Source organism: Ewingella americana ATCC 33852, from assembly GCF_000735345.1.
Classification (GTDB): Bacteria; Pseudomonadota; Gammaproteobacteria; order Enterobacterales; family Enterobacteriaceae; genus Ewingella; species Ewingella americana.
Genome location: NZ_JMPJ01000026.1, coordinates 47,381 through 64,663, shown reverse-complemented (window position 1 = coordinate 64,663; position 17,283 = coordinate 47,381). Strand labels below are relative to the sequence as shown.

Genomic DNA, 17,283 nt, shown 5'->3' with positions numbered 1-17,283 from the left:
ATCCGCATGACTGACAATAATACCGCACTGAAGAAAGCTGGCTTAAAAGTCACGCTTCCGCGACTTAAGATCCTGGAAGTGCTGCAAGCGCCGGAAGGTCATCACGTCAGCGCGGAAGATTTGTACAAGCAATTAATTGATATGGGTGAAGAGATTGGTCTGGCGACGGTTTACCGCGTTCTGAACCAATTTGATGACGCAGGTATTGTTACCCGTCATAACTTCGAAGGCGGCAAATCTGTTTTCGAACTGACCCAACAGCATCACCATGACCACCTGATTTGCCTTGATTGCGGCCGCGTTATTGAATTCCGCGATGAGTCAATCGAAGCGCGTCAGCGTGAAATTGCCAAGAAACACGGCATTAAATTGACTAACCACAGCCTCTATCTGTACGGCCACTGCGAACTGGGTGACTGCCGTGAAGATGACAGCCTGCATAACGATAAACCAGCACTGTAATCGCAGTTCTGTAGTCATGCGTTATGTTCTGCCTGAGATGGAGCAGAACTAAAATTAGCCGCTGAAAAGCGGTTTTTTTATGCCTAAACTTCTCCCCAACTTCTCCCCGCTCGCTGCAGACATTAAAAAACCCCGACGTCTTAATTAGAAATCGGGGTTATTTTTTGGCTCGCGGCGAACGCTACTGCCCTGCCGCTACAGCTTCAAACTCACTTTATTTCATCGCGCTTGGTGAATTGTTGGCTTTGATCTCTTGCCAGATTTTGCCGCAATCTTCGGCATAGCTCTGTCCGTCGCCGGTTTTACGCGCCGTCAGGCACTTCTGGTAATCAATCACTCGCACGGTTTCTTTATTAGCAAAGGCTTCGTGCGCTTTTTCTTTCTTCAGCGATTCGAGAATAGTTTGGCAGGTCGCCAGCTTATCCGCCTCGCCATTCGAGGTATTGATACAGTTGGTGTAAGAGTGACGCAGCTGGTCAGCCTTACTGGTGCTCGGGTCCGAACAGGCTCCGAGTAACGCCACGGAAGCCACCACCAACAACACGTTTTTAATCGATTTCATTTTCATAATTTTTCATCCCGACGGTGTTTTAGAAGATTGTGAATGGTGCAATAACAATGAACTTCACGTCTTTCTCATCTTGGAAGATGTTGCCGTAGCCGCCGCCCCAGCTTGGGATGTCGGAATGGTTGTCATATTGGGTGTAGTGAAGCTTGAACAAGGTGCCTTTGGCGCGGCCGCCCTGCACGGTGTACAGCGCGTCGAGGCTCCACGCACTCTCTTTCAAACGCTGGCTCTGGTCATAAATCGGGTTGGAGCTTGGTTTTGCATCCCACGCGTAGACGTAAGAACCGCCCACCGCGAAGCCCGGAAGATCCCATTTCGCCAAGTCATACAGCACGCCCGCATACACAGCTTTCTCGCCGTTGGCGTTGAAGTCGGAACGGTTGTCCCACCACACGTCAAGACGGCCGTTAGAAGAAGAATACGTAGGGGTCATGCGTTGCAGGAAATAACCTTGGTTGCCATCCGCCTTCACCATGGTGCCTTCGAGACGCCAGTTAAACTGCCCGGTGGTGTAACCGAAGGTCAGCGCCTGCAACCAAGCCATGCCGTCGTACAGACTGTTTGGATCGTTGCTGTCGCCAATCTTGTCTTTCGAACCGTAGAACTGATAGCTGGTAGTTAATGGGTTGCCCGCCAGCTCAAGTTTGTAAGAAGCCTTACCAAAGTATTGGTCAACATAGTTCTCGGCTTGACCAAAAGCGGCTTCCAGCACGAAGTCATTTTTGAAGTCGTATTTGGCGCCCAGTGAGTGAATGTAAGAGACGCCGGTGGTGCGGTCAGCACGGCGGAAATCATCCATCTCAAGGTGCCACGGGGATTTGTACTCGTCGGCCCACATGTAGGAGAAGCTCAGTTCGCCCGGGTCACCAAAGTCATGTTTGTAGCCCGCTTCGGCACCGCGATAGGTACCCGGCATAAAGCTCCAGTGCGGTGCGATCAGCGTCTGGCCAGTTGGCTGGATGTAACCCGCGTGGCCCCAGAAGCCGCCATATTTAAATTTACCCGCTGCTTTGTACAGGCTGACCCCGCCTTTGTCGCCGGAGTAGTCTTCGTCATAAGCGTGGTTGCTGGAGGAGAACGCGATTTCGTTCGGGTGGCCGCTGTCACTGGCTTCGGCGAGCTCAACGGCGGTGAAGGCCGCCAGATCAATACCGAACATGTCCCAGGCATAACCGGAGGAGAAATCGAGGTTTAAGTTGGCCGTGGAGTGAGAGAGGTTGGTGGCGTATTTATTATAATCGGGGTTATTTACCGTCACTTTGCTGCCGTCAGGACGGGTTTCTTCTTTGGTTTTATTCAGATCTTTACGGTCACGTTCACGCTGCCAGTAATAGATGCCGCCGGTGAGCGATGAATCGTCAATAAAGCCTGCCGCTTGGGCGTCCGGCATACTCATCAAGCCACCGCCTAACAAGGTTCCAGCCAGCGCCAGAGAAATCGGTTTCATTCTTGCTATTGGGTTAAGGCCAGCCGCAGCCCTGCCCCTGTTAAATTGACTCAACATGGGAAATCCTCTTTTTGACTTGAAAGTTAACGCAAACCCAAACGGGTAATAGGCCAGTCGCTAATGGCGAAACCAGCACTGTAAACAAGGTTTAGACTATTTTTCGCGGCGCGAATTATCAATCAGTAATTAAATACAAATATCAGAAACATGACAAAGTGCACATAAATATGTATTTATGTTACAAAGCGATGAAAATATTGAAGTAAATTGAATTATTTTAATTTATTGATATAAATCAGAATCATAAATAAGAACAAAGCTCTGCAAACCTGCGTTTGCATCAATAATTCATGAAAATAGATCCGCGATCACATATTTTTCGCCAAGCATTAATTCGTGTTAAGAAATAAAATTTTGACAGGCTTTATGCTGAACGTTTTGGATAAATAAAATAAAGGAGGGAATAAATGCGACTGAAAGGGAAATTTTTGACATAAAAAAACGCAGCCAAGGCTGCGTTTTTAACATTGCTAATAACCGACTCGATTAAACAGCGGGTTTGCTTTCCCACGTGTCGCGCAAGCCAACGGTGCGGTTGAACACTAAATGTTCTGCACTGGAGTAGCGGCTGTCGGCACAGAAATAACCTTCACGCTCAAACTGGAAGCTCACTTCTGGCTGCGCGGTGCCCAAGCTTGGCTCGACAAAACCTTGCGCAATAACCAGTGACTCAGGGTTAATGGTGGTCAGGAAGTCTTCAGCCTGTGCCGGGTTTGGCACGTTGAACAGACGGTCATACAGGCGGAACTCAGCCGGTTTGCCTTCTGTCGCAGAAACCCAGTGAATCACGCCTTTCACTTTGCGGCCGTCAGCAGGATCTTTGCTCAGGGTATCAACATCATAGCTACAGAAGATGGTAGTGATATTGCCTTCGGCATCTTTCTCGATACGCTCAGCTTTGATCACGTAAGCATTACGCAGACGCACTTCTTTGCCCAGCACCAGACGCTTGTACTGCTTGTTCGCTTCTTCGCGGAAGTCAGCCTGATCGATGTAAATCTCGCGAGTAAACGGCACTTCGCGGCTGCCCATCTCTGGCTTGTTCGGATGGTTTGGCATGGTCACCAGCTGCACATCTTCACCGGTGAAGTTTTCAATCACCACTTTAACCGGATTGATCACCGCCATCGCGCGCGGCGCGTTTTCGTTCAGGTCATCACGGATACAGGATTCCAGCGCCATCATTTCAACGTTGTTATCTTGCTTGGTGACGCCGATACGACGGCAGAATTCACGGATAGAAGCCGCGGTGTAGCCACGACGACGCAGGCCTGACACCGTAGGCATACGCGGATCATCCCAGCCTTCTACAATCTTCTCAGACACCAGCAATTGCAGCTTACGCTTAGACATGATGGCGTATTCGAGATTCAGACGAGAGAACTCATACTGACGCGGGTGGCAAGGAATGGTGATGTTGTCCAGCACCCAGTCGTACAGACGACGGTTGTCTTGGAACTCCAGCGTACAGAGCGAATGGGTGATCCCTTCCAGCGCATCGGAGATGCAGTGGGTGAAATCGTACATCGGGTAAATGCACCATTTGTCAGCAGTCTGGTGGTGGTGCGCGAACTTGATACGGTAGATAACCGGGTCACGCATCACGATAAATGGCGACGCCATGTCGATTTTGGCACGCAGGCAAGCTGTGCCTTCGGCGAACTCACCGTTGCGCATTTTCGCGAACAGCGCGAGGTTCTCTTCCGGCGAACGATCGCGGAATGGGCTGTTTTTACCCGGCGCAGTCAGGGTTCCACGGTATTCGCGGATCTGCTCTGGTGTGAGTTCGTCAACGTAGGCCAAGCCTTTGTTGATAAGCTCAACGGCGTAGTCGTGCAATTGGTCGAAGTAGTTAGAAGAGTATTGAATCTCCCCGCTCCACTCGAAGCCCAGCCACTGAACGTCGTGCTTAATAGACTCAACGAACTCGATATCTTCTTTCGCTGGGTTGGTATCGTCAAAGCGCAGGTTGCATTGGCCCTGGTAATCTTGAGCAATACCGAAGTTCAGGCAAATTGATTTGGCATGACCGATATGCAAATAGCCATTAGGCTCAGGCGGGAAACGGGTGTGAACCGTGTTGTGTTTCCCGGACGCCAGATCTTCATCAATAATCTGACGGATAAAATTTGTTGGGCGGGCTTCAGCCTCACTCATTGTGCAATTCCTCTACGCGACATTGGCTCGAATGACTAACCGCATATGTTCCAACAAGCCACGTCGGGAAACAACCGTTAGTTACATAAAATAGAGGTTATCTGGGTTTGAAACAAAAAAACGGGAAGAGATTGCTCTCTTCCCGTCTTATTTTCTGCATATTTACTGCATAACTGCGAGTTCAGGGGGGATTACTTGGACTGAATCTCGAACAGTTTAGTTTGACCCGCTACGACTGAGCCGCTGGCGACTGCAACAACGCCTGAGTAGTCATCGATGTTGCTGACAACAACCGGGCTAATCATTGAGCGCGCGTTGGCGTTAAGGAATTCCAGATCCAGTTCAAGCACAGGCTGGCCAGCAGTCACTGTCGCGCCCTCTTCAACCAGACGAGTAAATCCTTTGCCTTCGAGGGCCACGGTATCAATACCCATGTGGACCACGATCTCAGCACCCGTATCGGTTTCTAAGCAGAATGCATGGTTAGTGTTGAAGATTTTCACCACGGTACCACTCGCCGGAGAAACGACGGTTTTGTCGGTTGGGCGAATCGCCACACCGTCACCTACCGCTTTGCTGGCGAACGCTTCGTCAGGAACCTGTTCCAACGCCACGATGTCACCGGTTACTGGAGAAACCAGTGTTTCCACGGTTTTCTTCGGCGCGTTTGGCACAGCCTGAGCCACAGGTGCCGCTGCTGACGCAGCCGGAGCTACAGTGGCTGCTGACGCTGGGATTGGACCGCGAGCAATCTGTTTCTTCATCGCATCAGCCAGTGATTCGGCTTTAGCACCAACGATAACCTGAATGCTTTGCTTGTTCAGACGAACGATACCTGACGCGCCTAAACGTTTACAGGCTGCATCATTCACCACACCGGCATCTTTAACTGTCAGACGCAGACGCGTGATACAAGCATCAATGCCTTTGAAGTTGTCTGAACCGCCCAGAGCACCGATGTAGCTCAGCGCCAGCTGGTTCAAGCCTTCTTCTGTGTTGCTGTTCGCTTCTGGTTCAGTCACGGCTTCGCTTGGATCTTCACGACCCGGCGTTTTCAGGTTGAACATGCGAATGATCACGCTGAACAGCACGAAGTAGATGATGAAGAAGATAACGCCCATCACCAACAGCATCCAGACGTTCTTACTGGCCGCTGGCAGGTTGTACATCAACGCGTAGTCGATGGCGCCCGCAGAGAAGGAGAAGCCAGCGTGGATACCCAGCGCGGTAGCGATGTACAGGCTGATACCGGTCAAAATCGCGTGGATTAAGTACAGTAGCGGAGCCAAGAACATGAACAGGAATTCCAGCGGCTCGGTAACACCGGTCAGGAATGCTGTTACTGCGACAGACAGCAACATACCGCCAACTAATGGACGACGTTCTTTTGGCGCGGCGAAGTACATGGCGAAGGCTGCACCCGGCAGACCGAACATCATGATTGGGAAGAAGCCGGACATGAACATCCCCGCAGTGGTATCGCCCGCGTAGAAGCGGTTGATGTCACCGTGGAACACGGTACCTGCTGCGTTGGTGAAGTCACCAATCTGGAACCATGCGATGGTGTTCAGAACCTGATGCAGACCGGTTGGGATCAGCAAACGGTTGACGAAACCGAAGATGCCCGCACCGAATGCGCCAGCGCCCACGATCCACTCACCGCCAGCGCGGATAGCATCCTGAACAGGAGGCCAAACGTAACCGAACAGAGCAGCAAGGATCAGACAGAAGAAGCCGGTTGCGATAGGAACGAAACGTTTCCCACCGAAGAAGCTCAAGAAGTCTGGAAGTTTGATATCAGACCAGCGGTTGTAAACCATACCGCCTACCAGGCCGGTGATGATACCCGCCAATACACCCATGTTTACTGCTGGGTTAATGGTGATCATCGCTTTAGTCAAAATGAAATAGCCGATACCGCCTGCTAATGCAGCTGCACCTGCGTTGTCTTTTGACCAGCTTGATGCCACACCAATGGCAAAGATAAGCGCGAGGTTATCAAAGATACCCCCGCCAGCTTGCGCAATAAACGGCATATTGAGCAGATCTGGTTGTCCAAAGCGCAGCAAAAGCGCCGCGACTGGCAACACAGCGATTGGCAGCTGAAGCGCTCTGCCTAACCGTTGAAAGAATCCAAGAATATTCACATTTCCCCCTAATTCGCCCTGTGAGCGAATCACCTAAGTAGTTTAATAAGTATGGTTACTACCTTTAAAATCTCATTCAACCAACTGCACTGCGGAGTGTAAAAAAAATATTTCGTATCGCAAATTAAAACCTCGCTTTTTGTGATAATTATCACCAAAAAACACTATTAACAGGCCACAACCCTAGGCAATTTGCAAAACTTATTTTATCATTAAAAAAATCTAGACGGCATTGTGCCTCTCCCGTATGTCATAGTTGGGTTACGCTTACAATGACGGCCTTTTAAGCACAGCTTTCAAATCCAATTCAAGTATATTCAAGTTCTGAAAACTAAGAGGTGTGTAATGAGATTAATTCCTTTAAATGACACTACTGAAGTTGGTAAGTGGGCAGCTCGTCATATCGTCCAACGTATCAACGCTTTCAAACCTACCGCTGACCGTCCGTTCGTACTGGGTCTGCCTACCGGTGGTACTCCTCTTGAAGCTTATAAACATCTTATCGCTATGCATAAAGCGGGCCAAGTAAGCTTCAAAAACGTGGTTACCTTCAATATGGACGAATATGTCGGTCTGCCGCAGGAACACCCAGAAAGCTACCACACATTCATGTACCGCAATTTCTTCGACCATGTTGATATTCCACGTGAAAACATCAACTTGCTGAACGGCAATGCACCTGACGTCAACGAAGAGTGCCGTCAGTACGAAGAGAAAATTAAGTCCTACGGCAAAATTAACCTGTTCATGGGCGGCGTGGGCAACGACGGTCACATCGCGTTCAACGAACCGGCTTCTTCTCTGGCTTCACGCACCCGTATCAAGACCCTGACTCACGAAACCCGCATCGCCAACTCACGCTTCTTCAACAACGACGTCTCTTTAGTGCCTAAATTCGCACTGACCGTTGGCGTGGGCACCCTGCTTGATGCCGAAGAAGTCATGATTCTGGTTACCGGTCACGCTAAAGCACAGGCTCTGGCCGCTGCGGTTGAAGGCAACATCAACCACATGTGGACCATCAGCTGCCTGCAGCTTCACGCAAAATCCGTAGTGGTATGCGACGAACCGTCCACCATGGAACTTAAAGTTAAAACTGTTAAATATTTCCGCGAGTTAGAAGCGGAAAATATGAAGAATCTTTGAATAAATAATTGATTCCCCACAATCATTCGAGTTGTGGCAAGGCGGCAACTGAAGTCACCCCAGGAGCTTACTGAAGTAAGTGACTGGGGTGGCTGAAGGCAGCCAACGCAGCCACGGCTTGAAGGATAAAGGGGAATAGGGGGTAGGATGTACGCACTGATAAATGGCCGCATTTATACTGGCCACGACGTTCTGGATAACCACGCGGTCGTCATTGCCGACGGCAAGATCGAACGTGTCTGTCTGGCAGCTGAACTGCCGGCGAATATGGAAACTCGCGATCTGGATGGCGCCAGCCTTGCCCCCGGATTTATCGATTTACAGCTGAACGGCTGTGGCGGCGTGCAATTTAACGATTCTCTGGAAGCGATTTCAGTTAAAACGTTAGAGATCATGCAGAAAGCCAACGAGAAGTCCGGCTGTACTAGCTATTTACCGACGCTGATCACCTGTAGCGATGACTACATGAAGCACGGGATCAACGTTATGCGCGATTACTTGAAAAAGTATCCGCATCAGGCGCTGGGCCTGCACCTTGAAGGGCCGTACCTCAGCCCGCTGAAGAAAGGCACCCATAATCCGGCGTTTATTCGCAAACCTGACAGCGCAATGATTGATTATCTGTGTGCCAACGCGGATGTGATCACTAAAGTGACGCTGGCACCTGAACAGGCGGAAGATAAGTATATTCGCCAACTGCGCGACGCGGGCATCATCGTTTCTGGCGGCCATTCTAACGCCACTTATGAAGAAGCGCGCAAAGGCTTTGCGGCGGGTATCACCTTCACCACGCACCTGTTCAACGCCATGCCAGCCATTACTGGCCGCCAGCCGGGCTTGGTCAGCGCGATTTTTGATACGCCAGAAGTTTATACCGGCATCATCGTCGACGGCCATCACGTCGCGTGGGCGAATGTGCGTAACGCGAAGAAACTCAAAGGTGACAAACTGGTGCTGGTGACTGACGCGACTGCACCAGCCGGTGCCGACATTCAAGAGTTCATTTTCGCAGGCAAAACAATATACTATCGTGACGGACTCTGTGTTGATGAGAACGGGGTACTGAGCGGTTCAGCGCTAACCATGATCGAAGCTGTACAAAACAGCGTTGAGCATGTTGGTATAGCTCTGGACGAAGCACTGCGCATGGCAACCCTGTATGCCGCACGTGCGATTGGTGTGGACTCGCTTCTGGGCAGTATTGAAGCCGGTAAAGTCGCCAACCTGACGGCCTTCACCCATGATTTCAAAATCACGAAAACTATCGTTAATGGTGACGAAGTTTAATTGAGCGGATAAAAGTATTGATGACGACTGACGGACAGGCACAAATCGGCAACGTTGATCTGGTAAAGCAGTTAAACGGCGCGGCGGTTTACCGCCTGATTGATCAGCACGGGCCGATATCTCGCATTCAAATTGCAGATCAAAGCCAGTTGGCACCCGCCAGCGTCACCAAAATTACTCGCCAGCTTTTAGAGCGCGGGTTGATCAAAGAAGTGGATCAACAGGCTTCCACCGGGGGCCGCCGCGCTATTTCGATTATCACCGAAACCCGTCCCTTCCATACTATTGCCGTCCGCCTTGGGCGCAATGACGCCACTATCACGCTGTATGATCTCAGCGCGAAGTCTATCGCCGAACACCACTACGCCCTGCCGGAACGCACCCAAGAGACGCTGGAGAATGCGCTGATTAAAGCCATTGTCGAGTTTATGGAGCTTCACCAGCGCAAGATCCGCGAGCTGATTGCTATTTCGGTTATCCTGCCGGGGCTGGTTGACCCTAATAAAGGTATTGTGCGCTACATGCCGCATATCAGCGTGGGCAACTGGAAACTGGTCGATGTGCTGGAAGAGAAGTTCAAAGTCACCAGCTTTGTCGGCCACGATATCCGCAGTTTAGCCTTGGCGGAGCACTATTTTGGGGCAACGCGCGACTGTCAGGACTCCATTTTGGTTCGTTTACACCGCGGTACGGGCGCAGGGATCATCGTCAATGGGCAAATTTTCCTCGGCAGCAACGGCAACGTGGGCGAAATCGGCCATATCCAGATAGACCCGCTGGGCGAGCGCTGCCACTGCGGTAATTTCGGCTGCTTAGAAACCGTCGCCGCCAACTCAGCCATTGAGAACCGTGTGCGCGCCCTGCTCACCCAAGGTTATCCGAGCAAATTAAGTCTCGAAGACTGCTCGATAACCGCGATTTGCAAAGCGGCGAACCGCAGCGACGGCTTGGCCTGTGAAGTGATTGAGCACGTCGGACGCCAGTTGGGCAAAAGCGTTGCTATTGCGATTAACCTGTTCAACCCACAGAAAGTGGTGATTGCCGGGGAGATTACCGAGGCAGAAAAAGTCCTGTTGCCAGCTATTCAAAGCTGCATTAACACTCAGGTATTGAAAGACTTCCGCCGCAACTTGCCGGTGGTGAAATCAGAGTTGAACCACCAGTCCGCTATCGGCGCTTTCGCGCTGGTCAAACGGGCTATGCTCAATGGCGTGCTGTTACAACGTCTGATGGAAAATTAAGCCGTGCTATAGTTCGGGATTGCCAGAATGGATTGGATTAGGGACCTATGACTTTAAAAAACGTAATTTGTGATATCGACGGCGTGCTGCTTCATGACAATACGCCGGTCCCAGGTGCAGATCTGTTCCTCGCACGCATTCAGGAACAGGGCATGCCGCTGGTTGTGCTGACCAACTACCCTTCTCAGACCGCGCAGGATTTAGCGAATCGCTTTACCGCCGCCGGTCTGGACGTCCCTGAAAGTGCTTTTTACACCTCCGCCATGGCGACAGCTGACTTTTTGAAGCGTCAGGAAGGCAAGAAAGCCTATGTCGTGGGCGAAGGCGCATTAATTCACGAGCTTTATAAAGCAGGCTTTACCATCACTGATATCAATCCTGATTTTGTTATCGTCGGCGAAACCCGCTCGTATAACTGGGATATGATCCATAAAGCCGCCTTCTTCGTCGCCAACGGCGCACGCTTTATTGCTACTAACCCGGATAGCCACGGTCACGGCTTCTCGCCAGCCTGTGGCGCGTTGTGCGCCCCGATTGAAAAAATCACCGGCCGCAAACCTTTCTATGTCGGCAAGCCAAGCCCGTGGATCATTCGCTCTGCGCTGAACAAAATGCAGGGCCATTCGGAAGAAACGGTGATTGTCGGCGATAACCTGCGCACGGACATTCTGGCGGGCTTCCAGGCAGGTCTGGATACCATTTTGGTGCTGTCAGGCGTGTCTACCCTGAATGATGTCGAAGAGATGCCATTCCGCCCAACGTGGATCTACCCTTCTGTCGCTGATATCGACATTATCTAGTTTCACTCGCTTCCCCTGCTTTCTCACGTCTGGTCATTCGGCCAGACGGACTTCTGCCACTTGTTGCTATTTTCTTTTCATTCCCCATTTTTGCCCACAGCTCAAATCAGCGAGAAAAATTGCATATTCCGCAATTTAAATAGCCCTAAACTGAAAATCCATCAAAGATCTGACCTACCTCAACAACTATTTTTCAGAAGAATGCTAAACCACTTGCACAGATGAGGGGTTTTGACGCATTTTCTTAATCAACCGCGCAGTAAAGCCGAACCTTTAATGAGAAATCGGCAAAGCGCCAAGCAAACACAACAAAATAATCGTTTATAAGTGGTCAGGAGAAACAGATATGTGTTCAATTTTCGGTGTGCTCGATATCAAGACCGACTCCGCTGAGTTGCGTAAGAAAGCGTTGGAGTTGTCCCGTCTGATGCGCCATCGCGGCCCGGATTGGTCTGGCGTTTTCGCTAGCGATAAAGCCATTCTTTGCCACGAGCGTCTGTCGATTGTCGACGTCAACAACGGCGCACAGCCGCTGTACAACGCCGCGCACACCCACGTATTGGCCGTTAACGGTGAGATTTACAACCATCAGGCACTGCGCGCTGAGTTAGGCCACCGTTATGAGTTCCAGACCGAATCTGACTGTGAAGTGATCCTCGCGCTTTATCAGGAAAAAGGTCCAGAGTTCCTCGACGAACTGCAAGGCATGTTCGCCTTCATTCTGTATGACACAGAAAAAGACGCCTACCTGATTGGCCGCGACCATTTGGGCATCATCCCTCTTTATTATGGTCATGATGAGCACGGCAACCTGTTCGTCGCTTCTGAGATGAAATCGCTGGTGCCGGTGTGCCGCACCATTCAGGAATTCCCGGCGGGCAGCTTCCTGTGGAGCAAAGAGGGGCAAATCCGCGAATACTACCGTCGCGACTGGTTCGATTACGACAACGTTAAAGATAACCCAACCGACGCCGCCGCGCTGCGCGACGCGCTGGAAGAGTCAGTGAAGAGCCATCTGATGTCCGACGTGCCTTATGGCGTGTTGCTGTCAGGCGGTTTGGATTCCTCGGTAATTTCTGCCATTACTAAGAAATTCGCCGGTCGCCGTATCGAAGATAAAGACCAAAGCGAAGCTTGGTGGCCACAGCTGCACTCCTTCGCCGTCGGCCTTGAAGGTTCTCCTGACCTGCGCGCTGCACAGGCCGTGGCTAACCATTTGGGCACCGTGCACCATGAAATTCACTTCACCGTGCAGGAAGGTCTGGACGCCATTCGTGACGTGATTTATCACATCGAAACCTACGACGTGACCACCATCCGTGCTTCCACCCCGATGTACCTGATGTCGCGTAAAATCAAAGCGATGGGTATCAAAATGGTGTTGTCCGGCGAAGGTGCTGACGAAGTGTTGGGCGGCTACCTCTATTTCCACAAAGCGCCGAACGCCAAAGAGTTCCACGAAGAGACCGTGCGCAAGCTGCTGGCCCTGCACATGTATGACTGTGCTCGCGCCAACAAAGCGATGTCAGCATGGGGCGTTGAAGCGCGCGTGCCGTTCCTTGACAAGAAGTTCCTCGACGTGGCGATGCGCATCAACCCGAAAGACAAGATGTGCGGCAACGGCAAGATGGAAAAACACATCCTGCGCGAGTGTTTTGAGTCTTACCTGCCACACAGCGTGGCATGGCGTCAGAAAGAACAGTTCTCCGACGGCGTAGGTTATAGCTGGATTGACACCTTAAAAGAGGTCGCTGGACAGCAAATTACTGACCAACAGCTCGAAACTGCACATTTCCGCTTCCCGTATAACACGCCGGGTTCGAAAGAAGCTTATCTGTACCGCACCATTTTTGAAGAGCTGTTCCCAGTACCAAGTGCAGCAGAGTGCGTTCCGGGTGGCCCGTCGGTAGCCTGTTCTTCTGCGAAGGCGATTGAGTGGGATGAATCCTTCAAAAACATGAACGATCCGTCCGGTCGTGCTGTAGGCGTTCACCAATCCGCCTACTAATTTGCAGAAATAACCGGGTTTTATTTTCGATTAACGGGCCTACTATGGCCCGTTTTTTCGTCACAAAAGCCAATAAAAATAACGTGTTTTGCTGAATTTATCGCCACACTGGTCATAAGCCAGACAAATGATTGCTCTAAGACATTTTTCGTCAAAAAAGTGGTTGACGCAAAACGGCCAACTACGCATAATGCGCCCCGCAACGCCGATGAAGGTTGCAAGAAAAAAGATGGCTACGTAGCTCAGTTGGTTAGAGCACATCACTCATAATGATGGGGTCACAGGTTCGAATCCCGTCGTAGCCACCAAACTTTTTTCATGCGGGAGTGGCGAAATTGGTAGACGCACTAGATTTAGGTTCTAGCGCCGCAAGGTGTGCGAGTTCAAGTCTCGCCTCCCGCACCATTTCCTGATATCGGTAAGCACAGTTGGGGTATCGCCAAGCGGTAAGGCACTGGTTTTTGATACCAGCATTCCCAGGTTCGAATCCTGGTACCCCAGCCATTTTTCTTGTTTTATCTTTGATATTGCATGAAAAAATACAATTTGAAGTAGTTTTATTGGGGTATCGCCAAGCGGTAAGGCACTGGTTTTTGATACCAGCATACCCTGGTTCGAATCCAGGTACCCCAGCCATACTTCTTATTGGCAAGCGATTGAAATTTATTATTAAGTTAATCAAATCAGCGCTTGAGTTTTAGAGTTAAGTCAGTAAAATTTGGCTACGTAGCTCAGCTGGTTAGAGCACATCACTCATAATGATGGGGTCACAGGTTCAAATCCCGTCGTAGCCACCATTTTATTGTCTGCATGAGTGTTTTAGTAAAGCAGTCCTTTTGGGGTGTCGCCAAGCGGTAAGGCTCTGGTTTCTGATACCAGCATACCCAGGTTCGAATCCTGGCACCCCAGCCATATTTAGAAAAGCTCGCTTCGGCGGGCTTTTTGCTTTTATGTCTTATTGAAAACAACTTCCCCTTCATACTTCGAGCTGCAGATGCGTTGGCTGCGCTCGGGTACCCGAATCACTTACTGATGTAAGCTCATCGGGATACCCTCACTCGCCGTCTTTCTGCAACTCGAATGATTTTGGGGACAGCTCACCCCACACAAACTCTAGCTCGACTAAATGCCTAACGCGTATTTCAACGCTTTGGTTTTGAGTGCGCCTGCGCGTTGGGCGGTCATCAGGGCCAGATTGCGCAAGATCTTGACTGGCGCTAAGTCATTACTGAAGGCGGTGTAGAACAGGTCCATGCCGCTCTGCATCAGTAAGTTATCCAGACGGCGCTGGCGTTGATATCTCAACAACACGCGCTCTTCGAACCATTTCTCTTCGCGTTCTCGCGCCTTGTTCACCACGTCGAGCAGAGCCTCCACGTCGCGATAGCCCAAGTTAACGCCCTGCCCGGCCAGCGGATTGATGGTGTGCGCGGCGTCACCGACCAATACCAGCCCCGGCAGCACGTAACTCTGCGCGTGGCGGCGCACCAGTGGGAATGAACCCGAAGAAAGCGCCTTCACCGGGCCTAAGCGGCTCGGGAAGGCTTTGCTGACCTCATCCGTCAGCTGTTTCATATTCAACGTCTGGAGATAGCGAATACGCTGCGGGCTGTCATACCACACTAATGAGGCGTTATGGCCAGACAGCGGCAAGAAGGCTCTTGGGCCAGAAGGGTAAAATTGCTGCCAAGTGGTGTCTTGGTCGGCTGAAGCCGTTTCCACATTAATTAGCATGCAGTTCTGACGATACTGCCAGCCATCGACGCCGATCCCCGCCAGCTGACGCACCAGCGAGTTCGCGCCATCGGCGGCAACCACCAGCTGCGTTTTCAGCACTTCTCCCGTCGTCAGCTGCAATGACCAGCTTTTATCATCGTGCTGCAACAGGTGACGAAGCTTGGATGGGCAAAACAGAGTCAGATTAGGCAACGCATCAAACTGCTGCCACAGGCCGAGCTGCAAGACGCGGTTCTCAACCATAAAGCCCAGCTCTGACAAACCGAGCGAGGAGGCGTCGAAACGCACTTCGGAACCATCGTTTTCCCAAGTTTCCAGACGACGATACGGCGTCAATCTCATGCTTTCGATAGCAGACCACGCGCCAAGGCTTTGCAGGAAACGCACCGAGGCGCAGCCAATGGCCGAAATGCGCAGATCTATCGCCGCAAGCGGGTCGAACTCTGCCGGGCGTTGGTTCTCAATCAAAGCCACGCGAAGGCCCTGCTGAGCCAGCCCAAGCGCCGCCGCAGCCCCTACCATGCCGCCGCCAACTACGACTGCATCAAAGGATTTTTCAGAATGGTTCATTTTCATCCAGCTTGATAATGGAATTCATTAGCTGAATGATACCGGATTTTTATGTCGGTATCAGAACCTAAGCTGCTTAACTGCACTGGTCACCACAGAAGCGAGGGTTTACAATACGCCCCCTGAACGTCACCGTCGCCCGAGCCCTTGGTTCTGCTCTTCAGGACGGACACAGATATAACGCTTTTCTACCCGCATTGAGTAATGACAAGTCGATGATTAAAAAACTGCACATAAAGACCTGGGGCTGCCAGATGAATGAATACGATTCATCTAAAATGGCCGACCTGCTCGAAAGTACACACGGTTATCAGCTGACCGACGTCGCTGAAGAAGCAGATATTCTGTTGCTGAACACCTGTTCTATTCGGGAAAAGGCTCAGGAAAAAGTGTTCAGCCTGCTGGGCCACTGGAAATTACTCAAGAAGAAGAACCCTGACGTCATTATTGGCGTGGGTGGCTGCGTGGCGTCGCAAGAAGGTGAAATGCTGCGCCAGCGCGCGCCTTGCGTCGACGTGGTCTTCGGCCCGCAGACCCTGCACCGCCTGCCGGAGATGATTAATCATGTTCGCGGCACCAAAAGCCCCATCGTCGATATCAGCTTCCCAGAAATCGAAAAATTCGACCGCCTGCCAGAGCCACGTGCCGAAGGCCCGACGGCGTTCGTCTCTATTATGGAAGGCTGCAACAAGTACTGTAGCTTCTGCGTGGTGCCTTACACCCGTGGTGAAGAAGTTAGTCGCCCAAGTGACGACGTGCTGTTCGAAATCGCCCAGTTAGCCGCTCAGGGCGTGCGCGAAGTCAATCTGCTTGGGCAGAACGTCAACGCCTATCGCGGCGCGACCTATGACGGCGGCGTTTGCAGCTTCGCAGAGTTACTGCGCTTGGTGGCGGCAATCGACGGCATTGACCGCATCCGCTTCACCACCAGCCATCCGGTCGAGTTCACCGACGATATCATCGAAGTGTACAAAGACACCCCTGAGCTGGTGAGCTTCCTGCATTTGCCGATCCAGAGTGGCTCCGACCGCATTCTGACCATGATGAAGCGCCCGCACACCGTGCTGGAGTACAAGGCTATCATCCGCAAACTGCGCGCGGTGCGCCCTGATATTCATATGAGTTCCGACTTCATCATTGGCTTCCCCGGCGAAACCAACGACGATTTCGAGAAGACCATGAAGCTGATTGCCGAAGTGAATTACGACGTCAGTTTCAGCTTCATCTACTCCCCTCGCCCCGGTACGCCAGCGGCGGATATGGTGGATGACGTCAGCCTCGAAGAGAAGAAACAGCGCCTGCAAATCCTGCAAGACCGCATTACTCAGCAGGTGGTGCGCTTTAGCCGCGCAACGCTGGGCACGGTGCAGCGTATTCTGGTCGAAGGGACTTCGCGCAAGAGCATTATGGAACTGACCGGGCGCACCGAATGCAACCGCGTGGTGAACTTCGAAGGCACGCCGGACATGATTGGCAAGTTCGTTGACGTTGAAATCGTTGATGTTTATGCCAACTCGCTGCGCGGCGTGGTGGTGCGTACGGAAGACCAGATGGCGCTGCGTCTGCACGAATCGCCGCAGTCGGTCATTGCCCGTACTCGCAAAGAGAATGAGATTGGTGTGGGTCTATACCAGCCATAATCTGGCAGCCCGT

General features: G+C 51.5%; 12 protein-coding genes and 6 tRNA genes. 13 read left to right on the top strand and 5 right to left on the bottom strand.

The genetic code is table 11. The features are described from left to right. Window positions 1-6 precede the first annotated feature (6 nt). Window positions 7-462 (top strand): ferric iron uptake transcriptional regulator, encoded by a 456-nt coding sequence (gene fur / locus GEAM_RS03750; protein WP_034788397.1) that lies wholly within the window; start codon window positions 7-9, stop codon window positions 460-462. A 214-nt stretch (window positions 463-676) separates the two neighbouring features. On the opposite strand, the gene chiQ is transcribed toward fur, so the two are convergent. The 4 genes from chiQ to nagE all read right to left on the bottom strand — a co-directional run bounded on the left by chiQ (window position 677) and on the right by nagE (window position 6,841). Further along, window positions 677-1,015, bottom strand: a complete 339-nt coding sequence (gene chiQ / locus GEAM_RS03745) for a ChiQ/YbfN family lipoprotein (protein WP_034788645.1) — start codon at window positions 1,013-1,015, stop codon at window positions 677-679. Between the two features lie 37 nt (window positions 1,016-1,052). Continuing rightward, a complete protein-coding gene (gene chiP, locus GEAM_RS03740; RefSeq protein ID WP_128124560.1) occupies window positions 1,053-2,477 on the bottom strand; it encodes a chitoporin ChiP in 1,425 nt (474 codons plus the stop codon). A 546-nt stretch (window positions 2,478-3,023) separates the two neighbouring features. Beyond that, the gene (glnS, locus tag GEAM_RS03735) at window positions 3,024-4,694 is read right to left on the bottom strand and encodes a glutamine--tRNA ligase (RefSeq protein WP_034788392.1); all 1,671 of its coding nucleotides are present in this window, start codon (window positions 4,692-4,694) and stop codon (window positions 3,024-3,026) included. A gap of 191 nt (window positions 4,695-4,885) precedes the next feature. After that, window positions 4,886-6,841 (bottom strand): PTS N-acetyl glucosamine transporter subunit IIABC, encoded by a 1,956-nt coding sequence (gene nagE, locus GEAM_RS03730; protein ID WP_034788389.1) that lies wholly within the window; start codon window positions 6,839-6,841, stop codon window positions 4,886-4,888. 345 nt (window positions 6,842-7,186) lie between these two features. Here nagE and nagB point away from each other — a divergent pair, with 345 nt between their 5' ends. The 11 genes from nagB (at window position 7,187) to GEAM_RS03675 (ending at window position 14,235) form a co-directional block, all read left to right on the top strand. Continuing rightward, window positions 7,187-7,987 (top strand): glucosamine-6-phosphate deaminase, encoded by an 801-nt coding sequence (gene nagB / locus GEAM_RS03725; RefSeq protein ID WP_034788386.1) that lies wholly within the window; start codon window positions 7,187-7,189, stop codon window positions 7,985-7,987. A gap of 147 nt (window positions 7,988-8,134) precedes the next feature. Beyond that, complete coding sequence (gene nagA / locus GEAM_RS03720; protein ID WP_034788384.1) at window positions 8,135-9,274, top strand: N-acetylglucosamine-6-phosphate deacetylase; 1,140 nt, start codon at window positions 8,135-8,137, stop codon at window positions 9,272-9,274. Between the two features lie 20 nt (window positions 9,275-9,294). After that, window positions 9,295-10,515 carry a DNA-binding transcriptional regulator NagC gene (gene nagC / locus GEAM_RS03715; RefSeq protein WP_034788382.1) on the top strand — a complete coding sequence of 407 codons (1,221 nt, stop codon included), beginning with the start codon at window positions 9,295-9,297 and terminating at the stop codon, window positions 10,513-10,515. A gap of 47 nt (window positions 10,516-10,562) precedes the next feature. Next, complete coding sequence (locus GEAM_RS03710) at window positions 10,563-11,315, top strand: HAD-IIA family hydrolase (protein WP_034788381.1); 753 nt, start codon at window positions 10,563-10,565, stop codon at window positions 11,313-11,315. A 346-nt stretch (window positions 11,316-11,661) separates the two neighbouring features. Next, on the top strand, window positions 11,662-13,323 hold the full coding sequence (gene asnB, locus GEAM_RS03705) for an asparagine synthase B (protein WP_034788380.1): 1,662 nt from the start codon (window positions 11,662-11,664) through the stop codon (window positions 13,321-13,323). Window positions 13,324-13,554: 231 nt separating this feature from the next. After that, window positions 13,555-13,631: transfer RNA gene (locus tag GEAM_RS03700), tRNA-Met, on the top strand. Window positions 13,632-13,643: 12 nt separating this feature from the next. Next, window positions 13,644-13,728, top strand: a tRNA-Leu gene (locus tag GEAM_RS03695). Window positions 13,729-13,752: 24 nt separating this feature from the next. Next, window positions 13,753-13,827 (top strand) — tRNA-Gln (locus GEAM_RS03690). Between the two features lie 57 nt (window positions 13,828-13,884). Further along, a tRNA-Gln gene (locus GEAM_RS03685) sits at window positions 13,885-13,959 on the top strand. Between the two features lie 84 nt (window positions 13,960-14,043). Beyond that, a tRNA-Met gene (locus tag GEAM_RS03680) sits at window positions 14,044-14,120 on the top strand. A gap of 40 nt (window positions 14,121-14,160) precedes the next feature. Beyond that, window positions 14,161-14,235, top strand: a tRNA-Gln gene (locus GEAM_RS03675). A 210-nt stretch (window positions 14,236-14,445) separates the two neighbouring features. On the opposite strand, the gene ubiF is transcribed toward GEAM_RS03675, so the two are convergent. Further along, window positions 14,446-15,630, bottom strand: coding sequence for a 3-demethoxyubiquinol 3-hydroxylase (ubiF, locus tag GEAM_RS03670; RefSeq protein ID WP_034788379.1), 1,185 nt, complete (start codon window positions 15,628-15,630; stop codon window positions 14,446-14,448). Between the two features lie 215 nt (window positions 15,631-15,845). On the opposite strand from ubiF, the gene miaB reads away from it, so the two are divergent. Beyond that, complete coding sequence (gene miaB, locus GEAM_RS03665) at window positions 15,846-17,270, top strand: tRNA (N6-isopentenyl adenosine(37)-C2)-methylthiotransferase MiaB (RefSeq protein ID WP_034788378.1); 1,425 nt, start codon at window positions 15,846-15,848, stop codon at window positions 17,268-17,270. Window positions 17,271-17,283: the final 13 nt, after the last annotated feature.